Origin of the sequence: Cytobacillus sp. FSL R7-0680, from assembly GCF_038009245.1 — a bacterium.
GTDB lineage: Bacteria > Bacillota > Bacilli > Bacillales > Cytobacillaceae > Cytobacillus > Cytobacillus kochii.
In genome coordinates this window covers 3,665,598-3,684,440 of record NZ_JBBPAO010000001.1, presented here as the reverse complement: position 1 = coordinate 3,684,440, position 18,843 = coordinate 3,665,598, and the positions used below count along the sequence as shown (strand labels likewise).

Genomic DNA, 18,843 nt, shown 5'->3' with positions numbered 1-18,843 from the left:
CTATTAGTACGGGATATTTATTTTAGGAGGCAGTTTAACATGAAAAAAAGCCTTTTTATTATTCCATTGCTCCTCATTCTAACCTTAACAGCATGTTCGCAATCAGGTAGTGAGCACATGGACTATGATCAAACAAAGAAAATGATTGTAGATATACTAAAAACGGATGACGGAAAACAAGCATTACAAGACTTAATGGCTGATGAAAAAATAAAACAACAACTAGTAATGGACCAAAATATGGTGACAGAAACAATCGAGAGTACACTGACATCTGAAAAAGGCACAGAGTTTTGGAAAAAGTCATTTGAAGACCCAGCGTTTGCTGAAACAATGGCTAAAAGCATGAAGTCAGAGAATGAGGAGTTACTCAAGGACTTAATGAAGGATCCAGATTATCAAAAAATGATGATGGACATTCTAAAGGATCCTGAAATGGAGAAAAAATTAACAGAAGTGATGAAAAGTCAAGAATTTAGGGCGCATTTGCAAACAGTCATTACTGAAACCTTTGAAAGCCCGCTCTTTAAGGCAAAATTACAGGACGTTCTTATGAAGGCAGCCGAAGAATCACAATCAGGTAAAGAAGGTAAAGAAGGTAAAGAAGGTGGCGGCAGTAGTAGCGAAGGTGGTGGCGGTGAACAAGGTGGTGAAGGTGGCGGTGAAGGAGAAAGCGGCCAAGAAGGTTCTGGAGAAGAATAAAAATATAAAAAAGCATTTGGATTTAACATCCAAATGCTTTCTTATTATGCTTTTTTAATTACTTGTTGTGCAATTTCTGTATAGATTTTTCCTAAACGATGATCTGCGTCGTAAATAGATGGTGCGAAATCTTCTTCGCTCCAATCAGGCTGCTGTAGTGGTAATTGACCAATTACCTCTGTTCTTAGTTCTTCTGCAAGTTTTTCTCCGCCACCATGACCGAAGACATACTCTTTTTCACCTGTAACTTTACTTTCAAAGAAAGCCATGTTTTCAATTACGCCTAAGATTTCATGTTCAGTACGAATAGCCATCGCACCAGCACGTGCAGCAACAAAAGCTGCCGTAGGGTGAGGAGTAGTTACGATGATTTCCTTACATGATGGAAGCATTGTATGAACATCTAGCGCCACATCACCTGTTCCTGGTGGTAAATCTAATAGAAGATAATCAAGATCTCCCCACTCTACTTCATTAAAGAAGCTATTGAGCATTTTACCAAGCATTGGCCCTCTCCAAATAATTGGTGCATTATCTTCTACAAAGAAGCCCATAGAAATAACCTTAACACCAAAACGTTCTACAGGAATTATGCGCTCACCTCTTACTACAGGACGCTTCATAATACCCATCATATCAGGGACACTGAACCCATAAATATCTGCATCTACTAGACCGACTTTCTTTCCTTGCCTAGCAAGAGCGACAGCCATATTGACAGATACTGTTGATTTCCCAACGCCACCTTTACCACTAGCAATAGCAATAAATTTCGTTTTACTATTCGGTGATAGTAGACCCTTATCTTCTTCAGGCATTGCTTGTCTATGTTTTTCTAGTGTTTCAGCCGGTAGTTCATTAAAACGGATACCCACGGATTCTGCACCAGCTGCTTTAATTCGATTCACAATCTCAGTTTGCAATTGCAATTGTTCAGCTGTTGCAGTCTTGGCGATCAATATTTTTACACTGACATGAGCCTTCTCCTCTTTTACTTTAATCTCTTCAATCGCTTGAAGTTCCCCGAGTGTTTTATGTAAAAAAGGTTCTTGTAAGCCCTCAATGGCTTCTCTTACTTTTTGTTCATTAATCATCTATCCTACACCCCTTTAAAATCGTTTCTTCATTAGAATAACTCTAATTGTCATTCTAACACATATTAGAATATCAGTCTTTATACAATGCCTAAAATATCTTAAAGATCTATTTGTATAAATGTTTATATTTTCCACGAAGGGATTTTTAGAAAATAAAAACACGAACAAATCTTTTGTCCGCGTTTAATCTTCAATCACAATCTCTTTCTCATTAGAGTAATGGCGCATTATGCCATTGTAAATGGAGGCTGCTATTTTATTTTGATAATCGTCGCTTTGTAGTAAGGTCCGCTCGTTCTGATTAGATAGGAAGCCTACTTCTACAAGGACACCTGGTTTTTTTGAATGATCAAGAATATAGACATTTTCTAATTCCTTCGCCCGTCTTGTCGTATTTTCTAAATTAGCGATGAGTTCATCTTGGATAAATTTAGCCGCTCGTGCATTTCCATCTATATGAGAAGCAAAAAAGGTTTGTGCTCCTCTCCATTTAGGAGAAGGGATTGAATTCAAATGTACACTCACGTAAAAATCAGCATCACTATGGTTAATCATATTTAAGCGCTTTTTCAAATCCTCTACTTTTCGCCTACTATAGCCTTTAGTATCTTCTGCAGCTAAGTCCTTATCATCTTCGCGTGTCATCATCACCACGGCTCCTTGTTCTTGAAGGTAATCACGCAGCTTCAAAGAAACTTCTAGGGCAATATCTTTCTCTAACACATTTCCATTATCTGCTCCACCATCCGGACCGCCATGACCAGGGTCAAGAAGGATAACCTTTCCGGATAAAGGAAGATTCCAAGCGTTCCAGGAATCATCTTCAGAAAAGTCATATTGCAAAATAAAGAATAAAATAGCCAGTCCAGTTATAAAACCAATTACTTTTAATTTCTTCTTCACCGATTACCACTCCCCGCTCGTCCTCAAAATATATATATGGGACAAGGAGAATGATTAGAACGATTTAATGCAGTCTTAATTTATGCCTTTTTCGACCATTTTCAAACCCTTCCATCCACCAACTATAGATATACTGTTCACAACTGTAGAATAGGGATTCACTATAAACCCCTTCTTCATTTTGCGCCCAATATAAGAAAAAATGATACAGAGTATTCGTAAAATGCGTAAGTTCCCCTTTACATCTATGTTGAACAGTAGTAGCCGTCTCACCGCTAGTACCAAAATGACTATAATGTGCGCCTAAAAGATACGCTTCGATTGCCATATCATAGCAAGCTTCCTCTATTCCCGCATGGTTCATTAAACCTGTTAATAAACGAGATGAACCGAATAAGTGCTTGACTTGTTCTTTCAGATCCTTTACTGAGATCTCCTTTAGCACTGATTTTTCATATTTTAACTGCTTCTCCCGCCGCTTATCTTCAAATGTAGTAATAAGTGTCACTTGTTTTCACCTCTATCTCTATTCTTTAACTTCCTGTATAGAGGCATACAAAAAGCAGCGGTGATTTCCGCTGCCAATTTTTCCACTATATTAATGTGCTACTTTTTCTAACTCTTCTCTAATTTCCTTCGAACGTGCAGCAGCTTGTTGAACAGCTTCGGAAATAGCTTCTCCGCCGTGATGAGCTTTTAGTGCTTCGACACCCGAATGAGTTGTACCATTAGGTGAGGTCACTCTCTCACGTAAAACAATCGGTGCTTCGCCTTTTTCTAAAACCATTTTTGCTGCTCCATATATCGTTTGAGCAATAATTTTCCGTGCTTTTTTGGCCTCTAATCCTTGTTCTACACCCACCTTCTCCATCTCTTCCATTAGATAGTAGAAATAGGCAGGGCCACTTCCTGCAAGACCTGTGAAAACATCCATCTGCTCTTCTTCAATGATAAATACTTCTCCCATACAAGCAAGTAAATCTTTCACATCTCTCTCATGTCGCTTCTGTGTATAAGAACCGAGAGACATCGCTGTAGCCGATTCTTGAATCATGCTAGATGTATTTGGCATCACCCGAATAACTTGCTGCTCATCATTTAGCTTCTCTTCCATATATGAAGTAGAAATACCTGCTAATACAGAAACAACCACTTGATCAGGTCTGATTTTATCTTTTAAGAAGGCAAGGGCTTCTTCTGCGCCATAAGGTTTCATTGCCATAATAAAATAATCAACTTCTTCATACGGTAGATCCTTTTGTAGCATCGTATGAACACCGTATCTTTCCTTTATTTCTGTCAACCGATCCCCATTGAATTTATTCGTTACATAAATTTGCTGTGCTGGTACCTTCTCCGCATGAATCATTCCTGAAATCATTGATTCCGCCATTGAACCTGCACCAAAAAAAGCCACTGTCTTATTCTCTAACATTTACACAAACACTCCTTAAAAGTTGTGTCTTCGTTTCCGTACTTTTTTCAACGTTATCTATCTTAACATGTCACTATTTAGAATCAAGGGTTAACGATTAAGTCATAAGCATATGAGCGAGATAGTGAAAGAAAGCGTTACCATTCAAATCCTGATGTCCTCTAACCTCGCTCAACGGTCTGTATGCAGGCTCAATCTTGAATATCGTGTTTTCATCTTTGTTGTAAAGTAAGGACAACCATCTGCACATACTTCAATAGTAGCTTCATGTTAAATTATTCTTTTATTCTGGGACACAAAGCAACAAATAATGGAAAAGACGAAGTAAAACGGATGAGGAGAACTATTCAGATTTTATGACGATGATAGGTATAAGCCACATCATCCGAAAAGAACTGCTAAACATTTACGCTTCCACTAAGGAACGTCACAAATCTGTTTTGCGCTACTTATCCCTTTGCTTTCCCTTGTAACTATTGTACCCCTTCACATTTTCAAACAGAGCGACTTGCCTAATTACCAACCTCGTAAAAAGATCTGCCCCCACTCCCTTTAAATTATCGCCACCAACAATCACTGTTCTGTAAATTAAATCACCGAAAAAATTTGATGTACATCATCAAAAAAAGCTTTTCGCCACGATAAGTGACAAAAAGCTCTATATTAATCAACTAATCGACTAGAACGAGATTTCTCCGCTGTCTTCTTTAACCAAGGCGTTAATGGTTTTTTTAGTACAAGCCCTAAGATTAAAGAGGCTACGAAAAAGAGAAATAAGTATAGAAAACTCATCCAGACGACATGAGGGACAATGCCTCCAACTGCTTCTCTCAGAATATTAATCGCATGTGTAAATGGTAAGAATGGATTAATCGCTTGGAAAAATGCTGGTGCAACTTGAATCGGGAAAGTACCGCCTGCACCTGATAACTGCAATACCATGAGTATAATCGCTAACGCCTTACCAATATTGCCAAAGATTGAGACAATCGTATAGACCATTGTCATAAACATCATCGCAATAATGACAGTAAATATCACAAACCAAACCGGATTTGCTGCGTAAGTTCCAAGAATTAGAAGATCACCAACACTAACAATTAACCCTTGTAGAAAGCCAACGATTAAAAATAGGACAAGCCTGCCAAGGTAAACATGACGAATAGAATACTCCTCTTTCATATCTTTTGGGTGGACATCTGTTTTTAATAAGTTCGCTAATAACAGTGCACCTACCCATAAACATAACACAGTATAAAAGGGTGTATTCGCTGAACCGTAATTTGGGATTGGATATAATTGATCCTCAACAAGCTTTACCGGCTCTTTAAAGAATTCACTTTCTTTTTGGATATCATTTTTTAATAACGCAATGATTTCTCCCAAATCATTATTTGCCTTAAAATCTCGAATATCATCGGCTGCTTTATGGACCGAATCTTCAAGCGCAGGAAGATTCCCTTGAATGAACGCGGTAACTTCAGAAAGTCCTTTTTCCACCTCAGGAAGGTTTTCATTCACTAAGCCCGCTATTCGCGAGAATTCTGACTCAATTTTAGGGAGGTCATTACGGACAAAGTTACTTGCTTGATGAACTTTTTCTTCCACACCTGGAAGGTCATTTCGTATAAAGTCGCTTGCCTTATGAACGGCATCAACTGCTTTCGGTAAATCCGTCTCAATCTTGGCAACAATCTCACCTATGCTCTCCTCGATTGCCGGTAAGTCAGCAATGATTTGATTGAGCTGTGCTTCACCTGTCTCAGCAATTCCTTCTGCATTTGTTAGCACTTCTTCTATATTCGGCATTTCTTGTTGAATTTTCTCTAAATCGCCCGCAGCTTTTTGTGCTGTATCATTCAATTGTTGCATGGCATTTAAGATCTCTTGCTTTCCACCATTGTTCATAAAACCAACAAGTCTTCCCGCTTGAGCAGCGGTATCTTGAGCCTGTTTCCTAAGTACTTGGATTTGCTCTTTTGATAACTCACCTGAGCCCGCTTGCGCTAGGGAATCATTAAGTGCTGTTAACTGCTGTGATAATTGTGTTAATGAATCAATCACCGTTGTAAATTGACCGTTTTGATTTAACGCCGTAAACATATCAATCGCATGATTAACTGATGTAATATTTGTTTGCAATTGTTGCTGTAAATCTTTAATCGATTGATTGACCGAATTGTTCATTTGGTCATTTTCGAGTTGTTTAAGTACTTGGTCAATGGAATTGGCCGTATTTTCAATGATAACTGCATTTTGAGTAATAACATCTAATATGGGCTCAATTGCCCCTTCATTTGCTGATAAAAAGCTATTTAGACTTTTAACATATTCTTCAGCATCAGCTGCCATTTGATTGGCTTTCGGTAAAGCTTCCTGCACACGATCAATCACCTCTTGCGCTGTTTGAACACCTTTTAACGCTCGATTTAACTGATCTGATACTTCTCCAAACTGCTGACTTGCTTCTGTTAATCGCTCTGCTGCCTCTTCAATTTCTGGTAACCGCTCTTCTAATGTCAATACTTGATCACCTAATTGATTGATGAGCGGAAGCTTTTCTTCTAATGTGAGTATGTGCTGTGCTCCTTGATTTAATTCAGGAAATTTCTCTTCCAGGGCAATTACTTTTGTGATTGTTTCCTTCATCTCTGGCCAGTCTTCATTTAACGTGACAATCTTTTCACCTAGTTCATTTAACTCCGGAAAACGTTCTTCTAATGCAAATATATTATTCTCCACTTTAAGAATGGTCGGTAGTTCTTCCTCTAACTTAATACCGATATTGTTAAATTCCGTGAATAGGGCTTTTGATGCTTCGGCTAAGAAATTCTCACTAATCTGTTCAACTAATGCGGAAGCGCCTGCAGATGTCATCTTTGGTGCAATCGCATTTAATTTTTCATTTACCTCATACCTGACTTCCGGTGCCTCTGGTTCACCATCCACCACACTTGTTAATTGTTTCGAAAAATCCTCGTCAATATAGACCGCAGCATAATAATCTCCATCTCTTACTCCTTCTTCAGCTACCTGCCTATTCACAAAGGTCCAACCCATTTGATCATTATCTTTTAATTGATCAACGAGCTCTTGCCCTATATTCATTTCTTTCCCTTCAAGCTCTGTGCCACTATCTTCATTGACAATTGCTACCTTAATTTGACTCGTCTCGCTATATGGATCCCACGATGCAGCAATATTAAACCATGCATACAATGACGGCAAAAAGGCTAAACCGATTAGTAGTAACGCAACTAACGGTACCCTGCGTAAATTCCTAAAATCCTGCCTGACAATGCTGAAAATCTGCTTCAATCTTCCACCTTCCTTATTCATGATGGGCCTTCTAATAACAGAAAACCCCAATTCAATACCTATAAGAATACAACATCCTTTTGGAAGTTTCCATTTAAAAGTCACTGGAAATTTTAAATTACAAATTAATGGTTGCTTATCGAGAAGACGTCGCTTTAAAAAGGGGCAATAATTGGTACATTGTAAACATTTTAAAAGCATATAAAGACTTTTTATCAACGCCAGATGAAAGCATATGGCATTTAAGAAACCACATCATTTACTGTTAGGTTTAAATAAAGCTCCTAACAAGTTAATGATACGATTGAAATTGGATTTAAAAAATAGAGAGTTGGGTTCCTTTTTGTAAATGTCACATCAATCAGTGGTTGGGATAATGATATCAGATGCATCCGAATGATTAGGGTTCTTTACCTTCTATTAGTTTGGATTATTTTATATGGTTTTTATACTCATTTTAAAAGAATAGTGGAATGAACCCTATTAATAAGTAGATATTATCCAATGTTGCATGCTGCAGCAGTAAAATATACACAAGTCGTACCCTTGTCCTATAAACATCACTTACTTTGGACTCTGTTAAGCCACGGAATCCTTCGGCTCATATTTTAAAAAATATATTCAAGGAATAAAGAAAAAGTGGAACTGAATGGACTATATCTATCTAATCGCATATTCGAAAAGTATGCCAATGTAATACAGGCATTTTGGGGAATCTATTTAAAATGAGGAGGGTGGATAGGTCATATCTCGTGTCAATTTACTGGTAAATCACGCTTAACCGCCTTATATTTGCGCTAAGGCGGCTAATTTTTATATCCCATTCTTATTAAATACTTATTGGGATAAATCTTTCTTTATTCTTCATCTTTTACTTTATTAAATATTGCTTCTGGAATCATTTCAAAGCCTTCAATCACTGTGTTCTCTTCCACTTCAATCATTAGACAAAGCTTACCATCCACATGCATTTGACGAACATAGCGCAAATCCTGCGGACAAACAGAAATATCTGCTACTTTTGTTTTGATTTTAATTGACTTAGACGTATACTTTGGCACAATACTGGTTGCTTTCAGCTCATAATTTTCATCGTCAATTACCTTTTTGAAAGCTGATTCTACCTTTTGGCGATCGACATCCTGCACACCGCTAGTCGTTAGAACCTTCTCCACATCGCGATAGTCCAGTTTCGGGGCATCAGGCTCTTCATTCTCTTCCACCACTCGTTGGATTTCATCGAATACATTGGCAAGTATCGACGTATTAATCTGGTTGCCTGCAACATCCTTTACAATTTCCTCAAACACAATCTTATCGTCTTGTGCTGTCATAGCTTCTTCAGCATTTAATACTTCTTCAATGAAATGATAATCCAGCTCATATGCCTTTCCTGCTGAATAGAGTACATGATTCACATCTGCAGCATGATCAGTAAAGCTAGGAAATAGAAATCCGCCAACTGGTACTTTCAAATTGATAACAGGATCAACGACAAAGTGATACTTGAATTCTTTCTCCACATAGTCAAACAGTAGCTCTTTTTTGGGATCTATCGTCTTGTTGATACTGCATAAGATAAAAGGATTGGCATAAACCGCATCTCGGCTGCTTTCTTCGGTCTCTTCGTTACTCCGTTTCGTAGGCTTTAAATATTCACCATGTATAAACGTAACGACAATATCCATTTCGTACTGTTTATCCTTCAACATCTTTTCCACAAGATCCAACATATGCCCTTTCCATTCATCCGTATCATTCGTAAGTATCGCTTGATGAAGTATCAGTTGGCTACTATTCTCTATATTTCGCTGGAATTTCAATTCAAACAACTTCTGATCCAACTGGCCTGTCAGTACTTTTTTGAAGTTGGTTAAGAAAAGTTCCTGCTGTTCTTGTTCAAGCATTTCAAATGGCGTGCTTTGATGGTGATAAACTTCACTAGATTCCTTCATTATATAAACATTAAAAATATCTTTAATCTTTAATAAATCATTATTCATCTTAAATTGTTTTTTAAAGTCAGCTATATCTTTTTTATTCAAAAATGGATTCTCCCTTAATTCATTATGCAAACCATGGATCAATCAACTGAATTTTATCTTTTCATTTTAACATAATTAAATGGGCTAATGGATGACTTAACTCCATAGATTGTTTCCAAACGAATATCAATTAAAATTAGTTTGTGAAAATGTGCACAAGCGGTTATACTAGAACTATAACCCGATTGTGAATCAATGAACATGATGAAGAATTAAAAAGTGGTCCATGAGGAAAATAGTCCGAACAAGCTTGTAATAGCGGAGCCTACTTTTTTGCCACTTTTAATGTTTATCTAAATATTTGACCGAAGCCATATGCGCCTGAGATAGTATGATAATTTCTTTAATCAATTCTTCTTTTGATATCTGGAAGCCTGTATTAATCCAATTGGCTAATAAACCGTAAAATCCATATGCTGTGTATCGCTTAAAGTAATCCATATTAACCGGGAGATCATTAATTGTTTTAAATTCAAACTTCTCCTGATATATCGTAAGTATTGTTTGTGGAAACCTCGTATGCAGTTCGGGAATGGTGTCGACATAATTGATTAAATCATAAAATTCCCGATTGTTATAAATGGATGAGATAATATGAAAATACCTATTATCCAATAGGTTTGTACTAACCTCTCTCTTAAGTTTAAACGGCCTTTCAAAAGATTCCTCTAACGCCGCTAGATTGGTGGACAAGAGGTCATCGGCTAATTCAAATTTATCTTTATAGTGAACATAGAACGTACTTCGATTATACTTTGCATGCTGCACGATATCTTTGACAGAAACAGAATGGAAGCCCTTTTCTTTCGTTAAGGCAATCAGAGCCTGTTGAAGGTGCATCTTCGTCCGATCTCTTCTTGGGGTAGACCAATTGTTTTGCATTCGCTCCTTCTCCTTATGCAACAAAATTTTGCTGGTTTATAGACAATTATACCTAATATGTCTAATGAATACACAATTACAATTTTATTGCTGATTGAACCTATCTATCATCGTATTATAATTTATTTGTAAACACTTTCAATTAAGTGTATTGACACATTCATTATAATAGGGGGAAGAAACATGAGCAAACTACAAGATAAAGTAGCTGTTATTACTGGGGGAGTATCTGGTATTGGTGCTGCAACTGCAAAATTATTTGCTTCAGAAGGGGCAAAATTAGTCCTTGTTGATATGAACGAAGAAAAAGGTGCTAGTTTTGAAGCTGAATTAAAATCACAAGGTGCAGAAGCGGTTTTCCTTAAAGCTGATGTAACAAGTGAAGTAGAAGTTAAAAATATCTTTACTACAGCATTAGATACTTTCGGTAAAGTAGATATTTTATTTAATAATGCGGGAATTGGCGCAGTAAAACCAACTGAAGAGCTAAGCTATGCAGAGTGGAGAAAAACAGTAGAAGTGGACTTAGATGGGGTATTCTTAGTTGCCCAAGCTGCTATTAAAGAATTCTTAAAAACAGGAAGCGGTGTTATTGTCAATACAGCTTCTATGTATGGTTGGGTTGGCTCACCTGGAAGTGCGGCATATAACGCTGCCAAAGCAGGTGTCGTGAACTTAACTCGTTCGCTTGGCTTAGAGTATGCAGCACGCAATATCCGTGTAAATGCGCTTTGCCCAGGATTTATCGATACACCAATTCTTGGAGAAGCAGATAGACAAGGTTTAACTGCTGCTACACCAATGAATCGTTTAGGTAAACCAGAAGAAATGGCAAAAGCAGTATTATTTATGGCTAGCGATGATTCTTCTTTCATGACTGGTAACAGCCTAATTATTGATGGTGGATACACAGCACAATAATTATAAATAAAGTAAGAAACCCATTTTGACTTATGGTCAGAATGGGTTTTTTTATGATGATGCAGGGACAGAAATGACATATTTTCTACTGTAAAACAGCTATGAACAATCAATTTTATCTAGGCAGTTTATTCCCAATAACACTTTTTGATCTCAATTCACTTGAGTCAATGTTTCAAGCACAATCTCGGTTGCTTCTCCAATCAATTGATCATCATATTCGGCTTCTTTTTCCTGCTTATTCGACAATACGGCAATCACAATTGGTTCATCATTAGGCGGCCATACAATCGCGATATCATTTCTTGTACCATAAGATGCGGCACCACTTTTATCACCAACGATCCAATCTGTTGGTACTCCTGATTTAATCAAGGTATCACCAGTTGTATTTCCTTTGAACCACTCCTGAAAAATTTCTCTTTTTTCTTCCGATAATTCATCCGTTAATCCAAGTATTCTTAAATTTGTTGCCAATGCTTTAGGGGTACTAGTATCTCTCGTATCCCCAGGAGTGGCTTCATTTAATTCTGTCTCCAACCGGTCCATCTCTGTCACATCATCACCGATCGCTCTTAGTGCTTCCTCAAGCTGATCTGGTCCACCTAATTCTGCAAACAATAAATTTCCCGCTGTATTATCGCTATACTGCATAGCTGCTTTCGCAATCTCCCTTAATGTCATTCCTTCATCGACATATTTTTCTGTAATCGGTGAATAGGTAACAAGGTCTTCTTTTGTGTACATTCTTTTTTCATCTAAGATTGATATCGGGTTTTCCTTTAATAAAACCGCCCCCGCTAACGCCTTAAATGTCGAGGCATACGCAAACCGTTCGTCTTCTTGATAGGCAACCGTTTCTTCATTACCTGTATCAATAGCGTATACACCTAATTTAGCACCATACTTTTCTTCTAACTGAGCAAACTTGCCAGACGACACATCCTCTGCCTTCACTTCCCCACCATTCACTTCATTTTCTTTAGAACAACCGACGAGTAATAACATAGCAACAAATAAACCAACAATCATTTTTTTCATCCAAAAACCACTCCCTAAAATTTAATACCAGATTACATTTGTAGTCTGATTACATCTGTAGTACAATATTACATATGTAATCCTAATTGTCAAATTTTTTTTTAAAAAAGGAGGTGGGCGAGATCTTTATAAGTTTCTTTCTCAACGGGTTGATCATTTCCACTTTTTCAATCCTTACCATCCTACTTATACGTAATTGGATGAAAAACCAAATAAAAGCACAATCACTTAACCACTTGTGGATATTGCTTTTCCTAACACTGCTCATTCCTTTATGCCCTATACCATTACCTTCTTTGTTTTCCGCACAACCGCAAATTCCGGAATTACAAAAGGAAGGTACAACAGTGGCAATTGAAGAAAACCAAGGTGTAATGACAAACGAATTCATTAAAGATTTCTCTGTTTCGGTTCAAAGGATTGATTTCTCTTTCTTAAATGTACCGCTCATGATTCTATGGCTACTCGGTGTGTTTGTGTTACTATCTTTACTTTTGATTAGCTTTTTCGCACTTAAAAGGTTGAAGGCCCAAACACAACCAGTTGAAGACCCAAATATTAAGGCTCTTTTTCTATCATGTAAAAAAAGACTAGGGATTAAAAGAACTATCGACGTCCGCTATTCAACCGAGACTCACTCACCACTCATTTTTGGCCTTTTTCATAGTGTCGTTGTCATCCCAAAAAAAGAGCAAAGCTGGTTAACCATGACGGACTATGAAAATATCTTTCTACATGAGTTAAGTCATTATAAAAATAAAGATTTACTTACAAACTATGTGATGATTTTCTTCCAGGTCATTTACTGGTTCAACCCGCTCATCTGGATTGCCTCAAAAAGAATGAAAGCCGATAGAGAAATGGCTTGTGATGAGGCAGTTTTACAGTTACTCTACCATGACAAAGCTGTCGTTCGTTATGGGCATACAATGATTAATTTCGCATCTACTATGCAAAGGAAGCTGCCACTAACCGCAGAATTCACAAGTGGCAAACGACAAATGAAAGAACGAATCGAGCGTATTGCTGCTTTTCGTACAAAAAAAGCATACTCATTTAAAAAAACAGTATGCTTCTATACTTTAACTCTCTTTATCTTAATTGCTCAGCTACCTTTCGTATCTGCACTCGAAATCGGAGCAGAAGAGACATATGACTTTCAAAACGAGAGCATCATTGAGCGAAATCTCTCACCTTTCTTTCAAGGGTTTGAAGGAAGTTTCGTCCTTTATGATGAAGCGAAAAATCAATACGTCATTCATAACCGCGAGAATGGCATGAAGCGGATCTCACCTGATTCTACTTATAAAATCTATAGTGCTTTATTTGCATTAGATGCAGGGTACATTATGGAGGAAGCTTCCACCCTTTCGTGGGATGGCAGAAACCAACCTTTTGCGGCTTGGAAACAAGATCACAACTTAACTTCTGCTCTACAAAACTCAGTTAATTGGTATTTCCAACGCTTAGATACGATGGCTGGTGAGGAAGCGTTACAAACAAATCTTCAACGTATACATTATGGCAACACCGATACTTCAGGAGGCGTAAAAGACTTTTGGAATGAATCATCCTTGAAGATTTCACCAGTTGAACAAGTCGAGCTCTTGCAATCTTTTTATCATCATCAATTAGGATTTAAAAAGGAGCATACAGCCAAGGTGCAAGATGCACTATTAATTGAAAGCCACACAGGTTACCGCTTATATGGAAAAACAGGCACAGGAACCATTAATGGTATAAACAAAAACGGTTGGTTTATAGGTTACGTCGAAACAAAGCAAACTACCTACTTCTTTGCCACAAATATTCAAGACGAAGGACAACCAGATGGGCAAAAGGCAATACAAATCACGAGAGATATTTTGAAAGAATTAGGGATTTACGAAAGCAAGGAGGCACAATAAATGGGGGAAACATTACCGAATATCTCAGAATCCGAATGGGCCATCATGAATGTCCTTTGGGATCACTCACCACGAACAGCTAACGATATCATCCAATCTTTACAAAAAAATACTGATTGGAAACCAAAGACCATCAGAACATTGCTCGACCGTCTCGTCCAAAAGTCAGTCGTAGCTGTCGACAAGAGCCAGAAAGTGTACACCTTTTCCCCACTCTACTCCCAAGAAGAGTGCCAAAAGGCAGAAACACAATCATTCATCCAACGCATCTACGGCGGCACACTCAAATCCATGCTCGTCCACTTTATCCAAGACGATAAATTATCAGACAAAGACATCAAAGAACTGCGTTCGATATTGAATGAGAAACCTGAAGGGAAGGAATAGGGAAGTATGAAGACACTAGAAACGCGTCCTACAATTTTGGGGTTTCTGGTGTCTTTTATTTTCAAATACACCATGATAATAAAAGGGTCTGAATGATTATTAGCGCCATAGCAATGTTGAGATTATGGAAAAGGAGAATTACTGTTTTGGAAGCAAAGTGTATTAAGTTCTATGAATTTGGTAATCCCGAAGACGTATTAAAAATTGAATATAAAAGTATCCACACTCCTAAGGATAATGAAGTGCTTGTACGTATGATAGCAAGACCAATGAACCCTTCTGATTTAATTCCCATTAAAGGTGCATATTCTCACCGTATTCCGTTACCTAATATTCCTGGTTATGAGGGCGTAGGTATTGTAGAAGAGGTTGGTCCATTAGTATCTCAAAACCTTATTGGTAAGCGTGTCTTACCTTTACGAGGTGAAGGTACTTGGCAAGAGTTTGTGAAAACAACAGCAGACTTTACCGTGCCGATACCGGATTCTATTGATGACTTTACAGCTGCTCAGATGTATATAAACCCAATAACAGCATGGGTGATATGTGTGGAAGAATTAAAATTAAGGCCAAATGATGTCTTATTGGTAAACGCATGTGGTTCTTCGATTGGGCATATTTTTGCTCAATTATCTAAAGTAATAGGCTTCCGATTAATAGCTGTAACAAGAAATGAGAAATACTCAAAAGATTTACTAAGACTCGGTGCTTCTTATGTTATAAACACCTCTGTCAGCCCATTGCATGAAACAGTGATGGAATTAACCAATGGACTCGGGGCCAAAGCAGCCATTGATTCAATAGGAGGTCCTGCAGGCACTAATTTAGCATTTAGCGTTCACCCAACTGGAACCTTTTTAACTATAGGACTATTATCAGGAATTCAAGTAGACTGGGCACAAATCATAAATAAGGCAAAAGTAAACGCCAAAATATTTCATTTACGACATTGGAATAATAGAGTTTCGATAAGTACTTGGCAAGAAACATTTAATCACCTGATAGCCTTAATCACTAATAAAAAGTTAAAACTCCAGAATGCAGATGCTCAATTCGACTTGATAAAAGTAAAAGAAGCAGTCAATTTTGTAGAGTCTTATCGAAATCGTAAAGGAAAGGTTTTTCTAATCAACTGATAAGTATTGAATCTAAAAAAGGGTCGAATGAACAACAACGTTCATTCGACTCTTTTCATTATGACAATGCACTTGAAGGACTACTTGTATTTTTTATTATTTCTCATATGTTGAATAAGACCCAATATAATCAATACGACAAAGCCACTAATAGATACCAATAAATTGACCTAAAAAGAAGGAAATAGTTATTTGGATAAATAATACTGTCTAGAGTAACCATGTAAAGAGAGGGGCTATAATAAGTGCTTAAAACTAAGAAAGTAATCGTAACAGGAGCGGCTTCTGGAATAGGGAAAGAAATTGTTAAACAATGCTTACATGAGGGAGTTTCAGTAATTGCATGCGATATTAATGAACATTCTTTATATGAATTAAAAGAATCCATGGCTAATCACTATGTTCTACATACATATCAGTTAGATGTAAGTAACTATGAAGAGGTCGCTAAATTCTTTGAACATGTTGAAGAAGCACATACAGATGTAGATGGATTAGTAAATAATGCAGGGGTGTATTTGGCGAAAAACATACTGGATTATCAAGTAGATGAAATGGATAAAGTCTTGGATATAAACGTTAAAGGGTTTATTTATTTCTCACAAATGTTCGGTAAAAAGTTGCTTCAAAGCAAGCGCCCGGGAGTTATTGTTAATATGTCTTCCGTATCTGGAATGGAAGGCAGTTCAGATGCAATTTATGGGTTATCAAAAGCTGCTATATTAGGTTTAACTAAAAGCTGTGCATTAAATTTCTCACCATATATCCGAGTAAATGCTGTTGCTCCTACTATGGTTACTACTCCAATGATGGATACGATTCCTGATTGGAGAAAAGAGAATTATCTAAAACAGCAACTCATTCATACACCTGTCCTCCCTGTAGATGTGGCTGATACTGTTGTCTTCTTATTATCAGATAGAGCAAAGCATTATACGGGGGCAACTTTCGATATAAATAATGGTGGATATCTAAGGTAGTTACACTTCTTGATGAGAAATGCGTTTGTTAAAGAAGGTCCTATCGTCATGTTTGTAATTTTCTCTATGAACTAATAGTAACTTCATAGAGCCTCTTTTGTCTGACTGAATTGCTCAACCCCGTTTGTGAAGGAAAAAGTTTATCTCACCAAGCATGAAACAACTTTTGGCTTTACTACATTTTTTACAGCGTTTTATTTTCCACAAAAAAACAAAGGGGCTGCATAAGCTACCTCTTTGTTTCCACTTGATGCCGACTTTCTTAGGAAGAGCCTTTCCTTCTACACCAGTTTCCTTTAAGGGTTTATATCGCTTCATGCAAATATAAACATTTTTTTATGTCATTTATAGCTTGCAAATGTATTCCCTCGTGAAAGATGGTCCGAATTAACACTTGTTCAATCGTTCGCATCCCCATTTCAGTTGGAGAAAATAATTCTTCTAAACGATGTCCATAGCTCTCCTTCAACCTCTTAGGTTGCTCCTCCAACAATTTTTTTAGTTCGATATAAGAAGGTGTCTCCATAGAAAAATTATCCGGTGTTGTACCATATCCAAACCATTTTCGGAAAGATTCTGGAGCCTCCGTTTTCTCCTTTGTTAAAGTCTCAATCCATAAATACTGATCTAGATATACGTGTCCCATATTCCATCTAATATTATTATTAAAATGGTTGGGTACAATCTCAGCTGCCTCTGCACTTACCCCACTTATACTATCCAATAAATCTTGTCGATAAGCTTCTAACTGATTAAAAAGTACCAATTGACCTTCTTTCATGACTCTTCTCCTTTTTGTGTATTATTTAATATAATTAGTTCGGCATTTAATATATTTTTCCTCCTAAAACTAACTTGACATTAAAAAAAGGAAACATAGGGCGATTCCTTTTATCATTCAAGCGAGAAAATGAATATTGAATCCTGCTACGTTTCCCCTTTGTTTCATCTAACACCTACTCCAAATTTTTTAGTTACAAGCTGCCATAACAGTAATTAGGGGTAACATCCCTCACTCATTTCGCAACAGCATGACCTTGATCACCTAATTTAGCAAGATAATCAATTAAGAAGTGTAAAATAATTAGTGGAATAATTGATCCTAAAACAATATATAGGCAAGAAAATAAAAAACCTATAATAGTAGTTCTTACAACTCCTACCCAAACCCCTTGATAGGTATGTGCTAATCCAAATATAAAAGATGCGGCAATAATGACTCCCCATATTGATAAATCAGGAAATAAATAGGCTAGTGCAAAAATTAAGAAACCTCTATAAAGAACTTCTTCCGTTATCCCCGCACTCAATGATACAAAATTCCACACTTTTTTCTCTTTATCATTAACTGGCAATATCGGAGTAAACTCATAATTCTCCATTTCCCCCGCTTTTTTTATGGATAGTTCACGCCTAATCTTAGAACTTAAATAATAACCAATTATATAGTACAAAACTAAACAAAGATAAAATACTCCTAAGGTTAAAATGATGTAACTGAAAACATTACCTAAAACAGAAGTATTAAGTTTCAGTGATGTGAATCCTATTTGCCCTAAAGACAGTTCTGTCAGTAAAACCAGGCCAAGCATGAAAATGATGGGTATCCATAATCCATATATTATTTTGTAGTAGTACTTTAATCTTGCATGCTCTTTTATCCGTACATCCTTTTTAAATTTCTGAAAGTCTAAGTATCCAACAATCGGATCATAAAGCAATAAGGTAATTAAAATAAGCCAAAATCCAATTTCCATAATTTATCCTCCTTGATAGATTGTGAATTAATATTAACAACTCACGTTACGTGAGATACAAGAGGAAATTTAATATTAGGTAAATGAATTGTACTTAGATTGGATGATTTAAAAATGACATTAATACCCTCCTTGCTCCTCCCCTGTTGTTACATGCTCTTGCAAGATTGCACAATATAATTATTTATCCTTGATTCTAGAGCCCTTCAAATCCTTAATTAGACTTAAAAAAACTCCTTGCTCATTAAGAACAAAGAGGGTTAACATTGATATTACAAGTTTATACCATTTTGCGAAGTGTTATATGGATAAAAATGTATGAAAAAGGATTT

Annotated in this window: 16 protein-coding genes; 6 read left to right on the top strand and 10 right to left on the bottom strand. The window is 36.9% G+C overall.

Going from position 1 to position 18,843, the window contains the following annotated elements:
* Window positions 1-39: 39 nt before the first annotated feature.
* The gene (gerD, locus tag MKY26_RS18380) at window positions 40-702 is read left to right on the top strand and encodes a spore germination lipoprotein GerD (protein ID WP_095371078.1); all 663 of its coding nucleotides are present in this window, start codon (window positions 40-42) and stop codon (window positions 700-702) included.
* A 44-nt stretch (window positions 703-746) separates the two neighbouring features.
* On the opposite strand, the gene MKY26_RS18375 is transcribed toward gerD, so the two are convergent.
* From MKY26_RS18375 to MKY26_RS18345, 7 genes are all read right to left on the bottom strand, one after another.
* Window positions 747-1,796, bottom strand: coding sequence for an Mrp/NBP35 family ATP-binding protein (locus MKY26_RS18375; protein ID WP_095371079.1), 1,050 nt, complete (start codon window positions 1,794-1,796; stop codon window positions 747-749).
* A gap of 186 nt (window positions 1,797-1,982) precedes the next feature.
* Window positions 1,983-2,702, bottom strand: a complete 720-nt coding sequence (cwlD, locus tag MKY26_RS18370; protein WP_095371080.1) for an N-acetylmuramoyl-L-alanine amidase CwlD — start codon at window positions 2,700-2,702, stop codon at window positions 1,983-1,985.
* 64 nt (window positions 2,703-2,766) lie between these two features.
* Window positions 2,767-3,210 carry a DUF2521 family protein gene (locus tag MKY26_RS18365; protein ID WP_322910585.1) on the bottom strand — a complete coding sequence of 148 codons (444 nt, stop codon included), beginning with the start codon at window positions 3,208-3,210 and terminating at the stop codon, window positions 2,767-2,769.
* A 90-nt stretch (window positions 3,211-3,300) separates the two neighbouring features.
* Window positions 3,301-4,137 (bottom strand): pyrroline-5-carboxylate reductase, encoded by an 837-nt coding sequence (gene proC / locus MKY26_RS18360; protein ID WP_328200068.1) that lies wholly within the window; start codon window positions 4,135-4,137, stop codon window positions 3,301-3,303.
* Window positions 4,138-4,800: 663 nt separating this feature from the next.
* Window positions 4,801-7,476 carry a YhgE/Pip domain-containing protein gene (locus tag MKY26_RS18355; protein WP_341053632.1) on the bottom strand — a complete coding sequence of 892 codons (2,676 nt, stop codon included), beginning with the start codon at window positions 7,474-7,476 and terminating at the stop codon, window positions 4,801-4,803.
* A gap of 836 nt (window positions 7,477-8,312) precedes the next feature.
* A complete protein-coding gene (locus MKY26_RS18350) occupies window positions 8,313-9,500 on the bottom strand; it encodes a DUF4317 domain-containing protein (RefSeq protein ID WP_095371085.1) in 1,188 nt (395 codons plus the stop codon).
* 282 nt (window positions 9,501-9,782) lie between these two features.
* A complete protein-coding gene (locus tag MKY26_RS18345) occupies window positions 9,783-10,382 on the bottom strand; it encodes a TetR/AcrR family transcriptional regulator (protein ID WP_340977286.1) in 600 nt (199 codons plus the stop codon).
* Between the two features lie 183 nt (window positions 10,383-10,565).
* Between MKY26_RS18345 and MKY26_RS18340 the strand changes: the two genes are divergently transcribed.
* On the top strand, window positions 10,566-11,303 hold the full coding sequence (locus MKY26_RS18340; protein WP_095371087.1) for an SDR family NAD(P)-dependent oxidoreductase: 738 nt from the start codon (window positions 10,566-10,568) through the stop codon (window positions 11,301-11,303).
* Window positions 11,304-11,456: 153 nt separating this feature from the next.
* Here MKY26_RS18340 and bla read toward each other — a convergent pair whose 3' ends face one another.
* Window positions 11,457-12,344: a class A beta-lactamase gene (gene bla, locus MKY26_RS18335; RefSeq protein ID WP_307316863.1), complete on the bottom strand. Its 888-nt coding sequence runs from the start codon at window positions 12,342-12,344 to the stop codon at window positions 11,457-11,459.
* A gap of 113 nt (window positions 12,345-12,457) precedes the next feature.
* Between bla and MKY26_RS18330 the strand changes: the two genes are divergently transcribed.
* The 4 genes from MKY26_RS18330 (at window position 12,458) to MKY26_RS18315 (ending at window position 16,754) form a co-directional block, all read left to right on the top strand.
* Window positions 12,458-14,251 carry a BlaR1 family beta-lactam sensor/signal transducer gene (locus MKY26_RS18330; RefSeq protein WP_341098285.1) on the top strand — a complete coding sequence of 598 codons (1,794 nt, stop codon included), beginning with the start codon at window positions 12,458-12,460 and terminating at the stop codon, window positions 14,249-14,251.
* Window positions 14,252-14,638: a penicillinase repressor BlaI gene (gene blaI, locus MKY26_RS18325; protein WP_095371090.1), complete on the top strand. Its 387-nt coding sequence runs from the start codon at window positions 14,252-14,254 to the stop codon at window positions 14,636-14,638. It begins immediately after the preceding gene.
* Between the two features lie 113 nt (window positions 14,639-14,751).
* Window positions 14,752-15,774, top strand: coding sequence for a zinc-dependent alcohol dehydrogenase family protein (locus MKY26_RS18320; protein WP_416337115.1), 1,023 nt, complete (start codon window positions 14,752-14,754; stop codon window positions 15,772-15,774).
* 245 nt (window positions 15,775-16,019) lie between these two features.
* Window positions 16,020-16,754 (top strand): SDR family NAD(P)-dependent oxidoreductase, encoded by a 735-nt coding sequence (locus tag MKY26_RS18315; protein ID WP_095371091.1) that lies wholly within the window; start codon window positions 16,020-16,022, stop codon window positions 16,752-16,754.
* Window positions 16,755-17,058: 304 nt separating this feature from the next.
* On the opposite strand, the gene MKY26_RS18310 is transcribed toward MKY26_RS18315, so the two are convergent.
* On the bottom strand, window positions 17,059-17,535 hold the full coding sequence (locus tag MKY26_RS18310; RefSeq protein WP_322910590.1) for a DinB family protein: 477 nt from the start codon (window positions 17,533-17,535) through the stop codon (window positions 17,059-17,061).
* A 235-nt stretch (window positions 17,536-17,770) separates the two neighbouring features.
* Complete coding sequence (locus MKY26_RS18305) at window positions 17,771-18,511, bottom strand: CPBP family intramembrane glutamic endopeptidase (RefSeq protein ID WP_095371094.1); 741 nt, start codon at window positions 18,509-18,511, stop codon at window positions 17,771-17,773.
* Window positions 18,512-18,843 lie beyond the last annotated feature (332 nt).